We start from the raw sequence: 11935 nt of genomic DNA, 5'->3' as shown, positions 1-11935 counted from the left end.
TGGGGCGGCGTGGATGTTCGGCGGCGGCAAGCTGGCCCCAGGGACCTCCGGTCACCGGTTGTTACGTTCCGCAGCTGGTCGATGTCCAAACGTGACGTCTGGGGCGGTGGTCACCTCCGGCCGCTGTGGGCGCGGGGAATACGAGGGTGTCCAGCCGCGGCCCATCCGCTGGTGATCCACGGTGATGGACGGGTAATCCACCGTAAAAGCTGGGTAATGCGTCAAGATGGCTATTAGTTCGTTTGGACGTTTTGAGACGTATGCGGCGCGACTGGCCGCGGTGAGCCTGTCCGCCGCCGTCGCCCTCCCCCTCGGGGGCGTGGCCGCGCACGCGGGAGCGGTGGGTGCCGTACCGACGGCATCGGCCCCCGAACTGCCGGCACCCGCGTTTCGGTTGTTCTCCTCGGAGCTGCGCATCGGTGATTCCGGTCCCGAGGTCAAGCGGCTCCAGCAACGGCTGATGGATCTCGGCTACTGGCTCGACACCGCCGACGGCGAGTTCGGCGGTCTGACCCTGCACGCCGTCTGGGCGCTGCAGAAAGCGGCCGGGATCGACCGCGACGGCATCGTCGGCCCCATCACCCGCAAGGCGCTCGACAACGGGGTCCGGCCCAGCGCGCAGACCTCGTCGGGCCAGGTGGTGGAGATCGACCTGGAGCGCCAGCTGCTCCTCGTGGTCTCCAACGGCACGGTGGAGAAGGTGTTCAACACTTCCACCGGCTCCGGCAAGAAGTACGAGTCGCGCGGCGAGCAGCACGTCGCCGTGACCCCGAAAGGGCGCTACTCCGTGTTCCGCGACGTCGACGCCTGGGACCCCGGACCTCTGGGGTCGCTGTACCGGCCCAAGTACTTCAACGGCGGCATCGCCATCCACGGCTACACGTCCGTGCCGCCCTACCCCGCGTCACACGGCTGCGCCCGGGTCAGCATCAAGGCGATGGACTGGCTGTGGGAGAGCGGACGACTCGACATCTACAGCACCGTCCTCGTGCGATGAGGGGGCACCCGAGCAGCACGGCATCGCGGTAGAGGGGTAAGGCGGAATCACCGAACCAATCAGATCGGCTTCTCCGGCCACATCCCCGGTGCAGCCGCCCGCCCCGCACCATGACGGACGCCGCCGGCCGGGCCCGGCCGGCGGCGTCGCCGCGGTGTTTCGGGTCTGTGGTGCTTGGTGGGTATTGTTCTTATTTTTGGGGAAACTCGCTTTTCGGTTCTCCGGCTATGGGGTTCGAGGCGTCTGAAACCAGATTTCCGGAAACCCTGGAGGCGGGGGACGCCTGATGTAATCGGCCAGTGGCTGACTATGATCAGTGGAGGCCAAAATCTGGCGTTTGGTACATCGCCGCAGGCTGGCGCCCTCGGTGCTCCATAGATTCCTTATTGCACCCTGTCCGTATCCAGGGCTCTGGTCAAAGGCGTCGGAAATCCAGCGTGATTGCGTTGTCGCCCTTTGCATGCGGGGGAGTGCGTTGGGTACGACGACGGCGGTCCTGAGAGCCCCTCTAGAAAGTCACGGAATTCGCCATCGCTCGATCCCCGCCGGCGTCGCGCGGTTCACGCGCGAAGAATCCCGCATCGAAAAAATACGTCTCCTATGGTTCGTCGGCCGGCGATTGGCGAACAGACGGCTTCCTCGCTGGGATTTCCCCCTGACACCGAAGGAAAGTGGTGGTGCGCATTATGACGGAGCAGTCCGAGGCCGGTGCCGACCCCAATGCGACGCCGCTGAGCCTGGGCACCGCGGCGGCGCGGAACCTGGCGACGACGACCAAGACCGTGCCGCAGATGCAGGGGATCACCTCCCGCTGGCTGTTGCGTATCCTGCCGTGGGTCCAGGCGTCGGGCGGGGCGTACCGGGTGAACCGGCGGCTCACCTACACCGTCGGCGACGGCCGTGTGACCTTCACCAATGTCGGCGCCGACGTCCAGGTGATTCCGGCCGAGCTGGCGGAGCTGCCGCTGCTGCACGGATTCGACGACGAAGCCGTGCTCACCGAGCTGGCCGGCCGCTTCGTCCAGCGGGAGTTCGACGCCGGTCAGGTGCTGGTGGAAGAAGGCGCCCCGGCCGACCGGGTGTTCCTCATCGCCCACGGAAAGGTGGATCGGTTCGCTCCGGGCGAGTACGACGAAGAGACGCTGCTCGACGTCCTCATCGACGGCGACCACTTCGGCGACGAGGCCCTGGTCGACGCGGACAGCACCTGGGAATCCACGGTCAAGGCCGTCACCCATTGCACCGCGCTCACCCTGGAGCGCTCCGAATTCGAGCGGATCGCAGATTCCTCCGAGGCGCTGCGGGCTCAGGTCGAGCGCAACCGCGCCGAACAGGCCGCCCACGCCGCTAACGAGTGCGGAGAAGCCGCGGTCGACCTCTCTTCCGGGCACTCCGGCGAACCCGACCTTCCCGGCACCTTCGTCGACTACGAGATGGGCCCCCGCGAGTACGAACTGAGCGTCGCGCAGACCGTGCTGCGTATCCACACCCGCGTAGCCGACCTGTACAACCAGCCGATGAACCAGGTCGAGCAGCAGCTGCGCCTGACGATCGAGGCGCTGCGCGAGCGGCAGGAGCACGAGCTGGTCAACAACCGCGAGTTCGGTCTGCTGCACAACGCCGACCTGCGCCAGCGCATCCCCACCCGCCACGGTCCGCCCACCCCCGACGACCTGGACGACCTGCTCGCTCTGGTGTGGAAGGAACCCGGCTACCTGCTGGCCCACCCGCGCACCATCGCCGCCTTCGGCCGCGAGTGCAGCCACCGCGGCATCTACCCGCAGAGCGTCGACATCAACGGCCACAAGGTGCCGGCCTGGCGCGGTGTCCCCATGCTGCCCTGCAACAAGATCCCGGTCACCAGGACGCGCACCTCCTCCATCATGCTGATGCGCACCGGCGAAGCCCGCCAGGGCGTGGTCGGCCTCCACCAGACGGGTCTGCCCGACGAGTACGAGCCCGGTCTGTCGGTGCGTTTCATGGGCATCAACGAGAAGGCCGTCATCTCCTACCTCGTCAGCGCCTACTACTCGGCCGCGGTTCTGGTCCCCGACGCCCTCGGTGTCCTGGAGAACGTCGAGATCGGCCGCGAGGGTTAGCCGCCTCCACCACCGGCGGAGGGAAAGGTGACCCCCAGCCGGTGGTGGCCCGGGAACCCGGCCCACCACCGGATCAGCCACACATCCCGCATTCCCCTCCGCCCGGTGGGCGGCACCAAGCGCTGCCGGTTCCAACAGGATCAATGATTGGTGGTCATCATCGTGAACCCTCCCCCAGCTAACGCGGGGGGATTCCTGGCTCAGGAAGCCCCGCAGGTCAACGCCATGAAAGGTCGTACTCCCTCGACGCCAGCCGAGACGGAACCCGCCCGGTTGCCCGAAAGCGTACGATCGCGCCAGCTTCGTTCTCGCCCAGCGCATCGTGCGCGCTTGGTCCTCGCGACGCGCACCGTGCGCTGTGCCCGTGTCCTGCCCAGCGCCGCAGGGGGTCGGTTCCTTCCCCGGCTGAAGCCGGGGGCGTTCTCGAAGGAGGTCTGGTGACGCGATCGGGTGCCGAAGGTGGACAGGCCCAACAGAGCCTGAGTACGGCGGCGGCGCGGAACCTGGCGACGACGACCAAGACCCCGCCGCAGATGCAGGGGATCACCCCCCGCTGGTTGCAGCGCTCCCTGCCGTGGGTGCAAGTGCAGGCCGGCACCTACCGTGTGAACCGCCGACTCACCCACATGGTCGGCGACGGGCGGGTGGAGTTCGTCATCACCGGAACGGACGCCCGCGTCATCCCCCGCGAGCTCGGTGAGCTGGCGGTGCTGCGCGGCTACGAGGACGACGCCACGCTCTCCGCGCTCGCCGACCGGTTCGTTCAGCGTCAGTACGGGCCGGGCGAGGTGATCGTCGAGTGCGGGGGGACGGTGGACCGCCTCGTCCTCATCGTCCACGGCAAAGTGAACCGCGTCGGCGTGGGGGAGTACGACGAGGAGACGCTGCTCGGCACGCTCATCGACGGCGACCACTTCGGCGGCGAGGCGCTGGCCGAGGACGCGTCCGAATGGCAGGAGACGCATACGGCGGTCACCCGCTGCACCGTGCTCACCCTCTGGCGCACCGAGTTCCAGGAGGTCCTCGACCGCTCCGCGACACTTCGGGCGCACATCGCCCAGGTGCGGTCGGCACCCGAACGTCCGCACAACAGGTTCGGCGAGGCCGACATCGAACTCGCCTCGGGGCACACGGGCGAGCCCGACCTTCCCGGCACCTTCGTCGACTACGAGCTGAAGCCCCGCGAGTACGAGCTGGGCGTGGCCCAGACCGTGCTGCGGGTGCATAGCAGGGTGATCGACCTGTACAACCAGCCGATGAACCAGCTGCACCAGCAGCTGCGCCTGACGGTCGAGGCGCTGCGCGAGCGGCAGGAGCACGACCTGTTCAACAACCCGGAGTTCGGTCTGCTGCACAACGCCGACCTGCGCCAGCGCATCCCCACCCGCCACGGTCCGCCCACCCCCGACGACCTCGACGAGCTCGTCTCGCGGCGGCGGAAGACCCGCTACATCATGGCGCATCCGCGCGCCATCGCCGCCTTCGGCCGCGAGTGCAGCCGCCGCGGCCTCTACCCCGGCACCGCCGACATGGGCGGGCAGGCGGTCACTACCTGGCGCGGTATTCCCATGCTGCCCTGCGACAAGATCCCGATCTCGGCTACGGGGTCCACCTCCATCCTGGCGATGCGTGTCGGAGAAGAGGACGAGGGCGTGGTCGGCCTGCACCAGACCGGCCTTCCCGACGAATGCGAACCGGGTGTGTCGGTCCGCTTCATGCAAATCAGCGAGAAAGCGATCGTCTCCTACCTGGTCAGCACGTACTACTCAGCGGCGATCCTGGTCCCCGACGCGCTCGGGGTCCTGGAGAACGTCGAGATCGGGCGCTGAATGGGGAGCACACCCGCGACCGGCGACGCACGGGCCACCGACCGGCCGGTACGCGAGATCCTGGGGTGGAGCCGCGGCATCGTCGACCCCGCCCTGCGGGACGCCGTCGAGACGCTCCCCGCCTCGATGCGGCGCGTGGCCGGCTACCACTTCGGCTGGATCGACGAACACGGGCGGCCCGACGGCGCCCCCGCCGGAAAGGCGCTGCGCCCGGCGCTCGCCCTCCTGTCGGCCCGGGCCGTCGGCGGCAGCGCTAAGGACGCGGTACCGGCGGCCGTGGCGGTAGAGCTGGTTCACAACTTCTCCCTGCTGCACGACGACGTCATGGACCGCGACACCACCCGGCGGCACCGACCCACCGCCTGGACCGTCTTCGGCTCCGGGGCGGCGATCCTCGCCGGGGACGCGCTGCTGACCCTCGCCCTCGACGTCCTCGCGGCGGCCGCCCACCCCGAGGCCCCGAGATGCGTACGGACGCTCAGCGCGGCCGTGCAGTCCCTGGTGGGTGGGCAGAGCGCCGATGTGTCCTTCGAACAGCGTGTCGACGTCGGCCTCGCCGAATGCCTGACCATGGCCGAGCAGAAGACCGCCGCCCTGCTGGGCTGCGCGTGCGAGCTGGGCGCGGTGTTCGGGAACGGCGCCCCCGAGCGGGTCGGCCGCCTGCGCGGCTTCGGCGAGCGCATCGGACTGGCCTTCCAGCACGTCGACGACCTGCTGGGAATCTGGGGGGAGCCGGAGATGACCGGAAAACCCGCCCACAGTGACCTGGCCAACCGGAAGAAGTCGCTGCCGGTAGTCGCCGCCCTGACCTCCGACACCGCCGCCGGGCGCGAACTGTCCCAGCTGTACCGGGGCGAGGGCACCCTGTCCGGCGACGACCTGGCTCGGGCGGCCGACCTCGTTGACGTATCCGGTGGGCGGGCGTGGAGCCGCGCGCAGGCCGACCAGCTGACGTCCGATGGGCTGGCGCTGTTGGACCAAGCCGACCCGCCCGACGCTCCCGCGGCGGACCTGGCCGCGCTCGCCCGCCTGGTGGCGCTCCGGGACCGCTGACGGGCCGCGCCCGGCTGCTACCGGTCGCCCCGGCCCTTCGGCCGCCGCGGACCGCGCACCCCCGGCCTGGTGCGCAGCGGCGGGCCTGGGGCGGGGGCGAACGTCTCGCTTGCTTCCCCCGGCGGGACCCCATGGACGTCACGCACGGTGATGTATCCACTATCTTTCCGTCATTTTCCCCGCGCCCGTCCGCGTCCTGCACCATCTTGTCTCTGTGGTCATGTGCCTCCTCGGGGCGATACGCGGATGGGAAAGGCTGGTGTGGGCGTGGGCGATCAGGGCGTGGTCCGTCGATTTCGCATGGCACTCCTCTGGCCGGTGGCGCTGCCGCTCTTGCTCGTCCTCGGCGCACTGACCCCCCTCCACCTGGTCACCGCCCAGGCCGGGTCGCTCGACCGCGGTGTCCCCGCAGCGCGCCCCACACCACCACCACCACCGCTCGCCGAGCACTTCGACAACGCCGGGATCTCCGACGACACCGATACGGCGGCCGCCGACCTCGACGGCGCCGGCCGCAGCCTGTCCGCGGTCGCGCTCAAACGGGCAGGGTGGGGTCCCGGACAGCGGCTGACCCTGCACCGCACCCAGCTGACCTGGCCCGATACCGCGCCCGGAGAACCCGACAACGCCGTGGCCGATGGCCAGGAAGTCGGGGTCAGCGGGCGCGGGGACGCGCTCACCCTCCTCGCCGCGGCCACCGGCGGCACCGCTACCGGAAGCGGCCGGATCATCTACACGGACGGCACCTGGGACCGCTACACCGTCACCGTCCCCGACTGGGCCACCGGGCCGCACCCCACCAAGGCGATCGCGCTTCCGTACGCCAACGCCCCCCAGGGGCGGATCGAGCGCCCCGCCCTCCTCTACGCCCGCACCGTCCCGGCCGACCCCGCGCGCGAGGTCGCCCGGGTCGAACTGCCCCGGGCCGCCGACGACACGGCCCGCATGCACGTCTTCGCCCTCGGCCTGCGCGCTCCCACGTCGCGGTGGACCGGGACCTGGTCGACGAGCACCTCCGGGTACGCTGCGCTCGGCCCCTGGGAGGACCAGACGCTCCGCTTGGCCGTCCGGTCGACCACCGGAGGCCCGGCCGTGCGCGTCCGGCTGGACAACACCTTCGCCGCCGAGCCCGTGGCGATCGGCCGGGTGACCATCGCTCTGCGGCGGAGCGGCGCCGAGGCCGCCCACGCCCCCGTGCCGCTCACCTTCGGCGGTGCGCCCGGAACCCGGATCCCGGCGGGCGGGCAGGCGTTCAGCGACCCGGCCACGTTCCGCGTTCCCGGCGGCGGCGATCTCCTGGTCAGTATCCACCTGCCCGAGCCGGTGACGGCCGCCCCCGTGCACAGCGCAGCGACCGGTACCAACTACATCACCGACCCGGGGGCTGGCGACGCCACCCGCGCGGCCGGGGCCGGACCGTTCACCGGCACCATCGCCACCTGGCCGTTTCTCACCGGCATCGACGTCCTCGGCGGACCTGGGGCGGTGGTCGCCCTGGGCGACTCCATCACCGACGGCGTCGGCTCCACCCCCGACGCCAACCGGCGCTGGCCGGACGTGCTTTCCGAGCGACTGCGATCCCAGTCCTCGGTGCCCCATTACGGTGTGCTCAACCAGGGCATCTCGGCCAACCGGATCGTCACCGACCGCTACTCGGGCGACGGCGTCAGTACCGACACCGGCGGTGTCAGCGCCCCCCACCGGCTGGACCGCGACGTCCTGGCGCAAACCAGTGCGCACACCGTCATCGTTTTCGAGGGCGTCAACGATGTCCGGCACACCGGAACCACCCCGCGGCAGGTCACCCTGGGCCTCGCGGAGATCGCGACCCGCACGCGCGCCCACGGCAAACGCGTCCTCGTGGCCACCGTCGCTCCGTGCGGCGGGTTCCGGGACTGCACCGACGATGTCGACGCCAAGCGACGCGAGGTGAACGCGTTCATCCGCGCCAACGGGAAGCGCGGCGGGCTCTTCGACGGCGTTCTCGACTTCGACGCGGTGCTGCGCGACCCGGAAGCGCCCGAGCGGCTGCGGCCCGCCTATGACTCCGGCGATCACCTTCACCCCGGCGACGCCGGGCTGCGCGCGATCGCCGAATCGATCGATCTGGACATGCTCGGGACGCCCGCGTGAGCCGTGCTGGCGGGACGCGTGGGGTTGCGGATTACCCCTGTCGTCACGTGGAGTTTCCACCGATCACAGAATTGCCACTTCCGGCCGAGATTTTCCGGTGAATCCGGAGTTCGCGGAACTACGCTCGCACATGAGCATGGTTGTTATATCAACCGTTGATCCTTCATGTAAGGAGCCGCGATGCATCTGGATTCCTGCCGAGAACTCAAGCGGTCCCTGCGCGAACGGGCCACCAGTCTCGCGGTCGGCACGCAGGTGCCGTGGCTCGCCGTCGGTGTCGAGCGCACCGCCCCCCATACCTACGTGCTGGCGGTGCGGGTGCGCGACACAGCGTCGGCCCGCCCCCTGCTGGCGCGCATCGCCTCCGAGGCCCGCGACGAGGTCGACATTGTCGAGGTCGGCGAGATCCGGGCGCTGTCCGCGGCGCTCAGTCCCGAGGACCTCAGTCCCGAGGAGCTCCAAAAAAGCCAGCGTCCGCTGGTGCCCGGCTCCTCGGTCGGGCATCCGAGCGTCACGGCGGGGACGCTCGGGGCGTTCGTGGACGTCGGCGGCGCGGTGCACGCCCTGTCCAACAACCACGTGCTGGGTGACAGCGGGAGGGCCCGGCTCGGGGACGCGGCGCTGCAACCGGGTGTCGTGGACGGGGGGACGGACCCGCAGGACCGGTTCGGTGAGCTCGCGGCCATGAGCGAGCTCAGCACCGACCGGATCAACCTGGTCGACGCCGCCATCGCGCGGCTTGACCCGGGTGTCGGGCACGACGCGGAGCGGTATCCGGGCGGCCCCATCACCGCGACCGCCGAGGGGCCCACCGAGGACGCGGCGGTGGAGAAGCTCGGCCGGACGACCGGCCACACCCACGGTCGGATCACCGCCTTCGAGGTGGACGGACTGCGTGTCAACTTCCCCCACGGCGAACTGGTCTTCGACGACCAACTGGAGATCTCCGGCCGGGAGGGCGCCTTCAGCGACGGCGGCGACTCCGGGTCGCTGATCTGGACGCGTGAGGGCCGCGCGGCGGTGGGGCTGCTGTTCGCGGGCAGCCGGTTCGGGGGCCCCGACGGCACCGGGCTGACCTACGCCAACCCTCTTACCGCGGTGCTCGACGTCTTCAACGCCCGGCTGGTCGGCGCGTGATCACCCTCCACCAGGCCCGGCGGGCCAAACGCCTGCTGCGCGAACGGTTCGGCGCCGATCCCCGGATCCAGGGGATCGGCCTGACCGGTGGTCCCCGCACGGGCTACGCGGTGGAGGTGCTGCTGAAGCGTCCGATGGACCCGCCGGGGCCGAGTCGGCAAGAGGTCGGCTCGGCGGATGAGGGCGTGTGCGAGGTCCCCGTGTACTGGCGCGTTGTCGGTCGGGTCGGCCCGCTGGACCACCCGGAGGGGTGAGCCCCCCTTGGGGCGCGCTGTGTTGGGAGCGGTGGTCTCCTCAGCGGAAGTCGTCGAGGATCGTGGCAAGGTAGCGGGCGGACTCGGGGGCTGAGAGCGCCTCCAGGCACAGCCGGTCCATGACCTCCATGTACCGGTCGGTGTCGTCGGGCTTGTCGAAGTAGACCGCGCTGGTCAGCTGTTCGAGGTAGACAACGTCGGGCAGGTCGCTCTCGGTGAACCGGAGGATGCTGAACGGCCCGCCCGCCGCCGAGTGGCCGCCCTTGTGGAACGGGATGATCTGCAGCGTGATGTTGGGCAGGGTGGCCATCTCGATGAGGTGCTCGATCTGGGCGCGCATGGTCGCAGGGCCGCCGATGGGACGGCGCAGCGCGGCCTCGTCGACCACCGCCCAGAGCTTGGGCGGGGCGGGGCCGGTAAGGCGCTCCTTGCGGGTCATGCGCAGCCGGACCCGGTGGTCGATCTCCTCGACCGGGTCACCGCTGTGCCCGAGCAGGATGACGGCCCGCGCGTACTCCTCCGCCTGGAGGAGGCCGGGGACGAACTGGAGCTCGTAGGTGCGGATGACCGCCGCGGCCTCTTCCAGACCGATGTACACCTCGAACCAGGAGGGGAGGACGTCGCTGTACTTGTGCCACCAGCCGGGCGTGTTGGCCTGGCGGGCAAGCGCGAGCAGGGGGTCGCGCTCCTCCTGGGAGGTCACTCCGTAGAGGGTCAGCAGGTCGGCGACGTCGCGTTCCTTGAACTTGACCTGGCCGAGTTCGAGTCGGCTGATCTTGGCGTGGGAGGCCCGGATCTCGTACCCCGCGTCCTCCCGCGAGATGCCCCGGGCCTGGCGCAGGCGGCGCAGCTGGGTGCCGAGGAGGATGCGCAGCACGGTGGGTCCGCTTCGCGAGGGGGTGAGTACGTTGGCGGCAGGCGCGTCCGCCTCCGCCGGTCTGCTGTCCATCTGCCCTCCTGGCGTGGCCGAACCCCGGGTCAGTGAATCAGAAGTATGCCGGAGCGACAATGTTCAATCGATCGCGGAGGTCGCGATGAGGTGGTCGAAATCTCCCTGTTTCGCCCCTTCGACGAACGCCGCGAGCTCCGCGGGTGTGTAGATGAGGGCGGGTCCCTGAGGGTGGCGGGAGTTGCGCAGGGCGAATTCCCCGCCGGGCAGCCGGCTCAGTTCGACGCAGTTGCCGTCGGGGTTGCTGAGGCTGCTCTTGAGCCATTCCGCGCCGTTCAGTTCGGCGGCGGGGATGCCGTTGTAGACCTGCTGCATCTGTGCCTCCTCGTGGGGTGGTGACCCGGGGATCCGAGTTCGGGCTGGCCCGCGCCGAGCTCCCGGCGGCGGCGGTGGCCCGGGAGCGGTGAGTGCACGTGCATTCGTGCTTACATCGGCGGTTGCTCTTGCAAACTACGCTAACGGCGACGGAATGTGTCAAATGGTTGCATCGACAACAACTCGGGCGTGTAGCGGGGCGGCCCCGAACAGCGCGGTGGGGGCAGGTGTCAAGAAAAAGTTCGTCACGTGCGCACGTCGGGGCGCGACGGGGCCGATGTCCGGATCTAACGCGAGTGAACCAGACTGAACTGGGTAAACACGTTCATCGGTGGCGCACGGGACAACCCGAACGTATCCCCCGATCGTTGAACCACAATGAACAAAGCGCCCCCAAGTAGGATCTTGCGCTCACTGCGCACTAGACTGCGTGATGCACATGCATCCGTGCTTACACATGAAAGAACGTGCGGACGGGGTGCAAGCAGGACCATGTGGCGCGAAGAGTCCGACGATGCAAGGAACGCGATGAATGCGCACTCTGCATACTCCCGACCCGATGACCTGTTCACCGGGCTGACCCACCCCTCCGCTGGCAGCCACGCCCACGCCGCCGACCACGGACGGCGCCGCCTGCCAACCACCCCCCTGCCCATCGGCCACCACGTCGTCGACACCGCCACGGCCCAGCACGGACTCGGCTTCCACCCCGCCTCCGCCAAGGTGGCGCGGGACTTCACCGGCACCGTGCTTCGCGACTGGGGGCTCGCCACCATGGCCCCCGACGCCCGCCTGGTCGTCTCCGAACTGGTCACCAACGCCTGCCGCCACGCGGTCCCCACGGTGGGCGGCCGCCTGTCCGAGTGGTCGATCCAGTTCGGCATGGCCCGCGACGACGCCCACGTGACCTGCATGGTGTTCGACCCCAGCCGCCAACCCCCCGTACGCAACCACCCCGCCCAGTACGCGGAGGGCGGGCGCGGCCTCCCCCTCGTCGACTCCTTCAGCGCCGGCTGGGGCTGGGACATCCTCGAAGGCCAGGGCAAGGTCGTCTGGGCGGCCTTCGCCGTCCCCGAGTCCGCCGCCTGACCTCACACCCCCGGTTTCTCCGTTGATCTCGGCGATATCGACGGAATTCCCGCCAAAATTCCGTCGATATCGCCGAGATC

At 69.7% G+C, this 11935-nt stretch carries 10 protein-coding genes; 8 read left to right on the top strand and 2 right to left on the bottom strand.

What is annotated here, in order from left to right; translation table 11 throughout:
• The first annotated feature begins 226 nt into the window (after positions 1–226).
• The 7 genes from ABD259_RS08410 to ABD259_RS08380 all read left to right on the top strand — a co-directional run bounded on the left by ABD259_RS08410 (position 227) and on the right by ABD259_RS08380 (position 9502).
• Positions 227–997: a L,D-transpeptidase family protein gene (locus ABD259_RS08410; RefSeq protein WP_344161335.1), complete on the top strand. Its 771-nt coding sequence runs from the start codon at positions 227–229 to the stop codon at positions 995–997.
• A gap of 686 nt (positions 998–1683) precedes the next feature.
• Positions 1684–3096 carry a family 2B encapsulin nanocompartment shell protein gene (locus ABD259_RS08405; protein WP_344161492.1) on the top strand — a complete coding sequence of 471 codons (1413 nt, stop codon included), beginning with the start codon at positions 1684–1686 and terminating at the stop codon, positions 3094–3096.
• A gap of 437 nt (positions 3097–3533) precedes the next feature.
• On the top strand, positions 3534–4925 hold the full coding sequence (locus ABD259_RS08400; RefSeq protein WP_344161332.1) for a family 2B encapsulin nanocompartment shell protein: 1392 nt from the start codon (positions 3534–3536) through the stop codon (positions 4923–4925).
• Entirely contained in the window at positions 4926–5978 is a 1053-nt protein-coding gene (locus ABD259_RS08395; protein WP_344161329.1) for a family 2 encapsulin nanocompartment cargo protein polyprenyl transferase, read from the top strand.
• A 300-nt stretch (positions 5979–6278) separates the two neighbouring features.
• Positions 6279–8111, top strand: coding sequence for an SGNH/GDSL hydrolase family protein (locus tag ABD259_RS08390; RefSeq protein WP_344161326.1), 1833 nt, complete (start codon positions 6279–6281; stop codon positions 8109–8111).
• 180 nt (positions 8112–8291) lie between these two features.
• On the top strand, positions 8292–9248 hold the full coding sequence (locus tag ABD259_RS08385) for a chymotrypsin family serine protease (protein WP_344108130.1): 957 nt from the start codon (positions 8292–8294) through the stop codon (positions 9246–9248).
• On the top strand, positions 9245–9502 hold the full coding sequence (locus ABD259_RS08380) for a hypothetical protein (RefSeq protein WP_344108132.1): 258 nt from the start codon (positions 9245–9247) through the stop codon (positions 9500–9502). Before ABD259_RS08385 ends, ABD259_RS08380 begins: the two co-directional genes overlap by 4 nt.
• 40 nt (positions 9503–9542) lie before the next feature.
• On the opposite strand, the gene ABD259_RS08375 is transcribed toward ABD259_RS08380, so the two are convergent.
• Together ABD259_RS08375 and ABD259_RS08370 are read right to left on the bottom strand one after the other, a co-directional pair.
• A complete protein-coding gene (locus ABD259_RS08375) occupies positions 9543–10451 on the bottom strand; it encodes a helix-turn-helix domain-containing protein (RefSeq protein WP_344108134.1) in 909 nt (302 codons plus the stop codon).
• 63 nt (positions 10452–10514) lie between these two features.
• Positions 10515–10766 (bottom strand): DUF397 domain-containing protein, encoded by a 252-nt coding sequence (locus tag ABD259_RS08370; RefSeq protein ID WP_344108136.1) that lies wholly within the window; start codon positions 10764–10766, stop codon positions 10515–10517.
• 528 nt (positions 10767–11294) lie between these two features.
• Here ABD259_RS08370 and ABD259_RS08365 point away from each other — a divergent pair.
• Positions 11295–11855, top strand: a complete 561-nt coding sequence (locus tag ABD259_RS08365) for an ATP-binding protein (protein WP_344161323.1) — start codon at positions 11295–11297, stop codon at positions 11853–11855.
• The last annotated feature ends 80 nt before the right edge of the window (positions 11856–11935 follow it).

This window comes from Nocardiopsis rhodophaea (assembly GCF_039530945.1).
Lineage (GTDB): Bacteria > Actinomycetota > Actinomycetes > Streptosporangiales > Streptosporangiaceae > Nocardiopsis_C > Nocardiopsis_C rhodophaea.
The sequence above is the reverse complement of the archived record's forward strand: the minus strand, read 5'-3'. Positions and strand labels throughout refer to the sequence as shown.

Excerpts from the sequence above, each read along its gene's own strand:
- ABD259_RS08405 (WP_344161492.1), top strand. The coding sequence starts at position 1,684 with ATGACGGAGCAGTCCGAGGCCGGTGCCGACCCCAATGCGACGCCGCTG.
- ABD259_RS08395 (WP_344161329.1), top strand. The coding sequence starts at position 4,926 with ATGGGGAGCACACCCGCGACCGGCGACGCACGGGCCACCGACCGGCCG.
- ABD259_RS08370 (WP_344108136.1), bottom strand. The coding sequence starts at position 10,766 with ATGCAGCAGGTCTACAACGGCATCCCCGCCGCCGAACTGAACGGCGCG.
- ABD259_RS08375 (WP_344108134.1), bottom strand. The coding sequence starts at position 10,451 with ATGGACAGCAGACCGGCGGAGGCGGACGCGCCTGCCGCCAACGTACTC.
- ABD259_RS08365 (WP_344161323.1), top strand. The coding sequence starts at position 11,295 with ATGAATGCGCACTCTGCATACTCCCGACCCGATGACCTGTTCACCGGG.
- ABD259_RS08390 (WP_344161326.1), top strand. The coding sequence starts at position 6,279 with ATGGCACTCCTCTGGCCGGTGGCGCTGCCGCTCTTGCTCGTCCTCGGC.
- ABD259_RS08385 (WP_344108130.1), top strand. The coding sequence starts at position 8,292 with ATGCATCTGGATTCCTGCCGAGAACTCAAGCGGTCCCTGCGCGAACGG.
- ABD259_RS08410 (WP_344161335.1), top strand. The coding sequence starts at position 227 with ATGGCTATTAGTTCGTTTGGACGTTTTGAGACGTATGCGGCGCGACTG.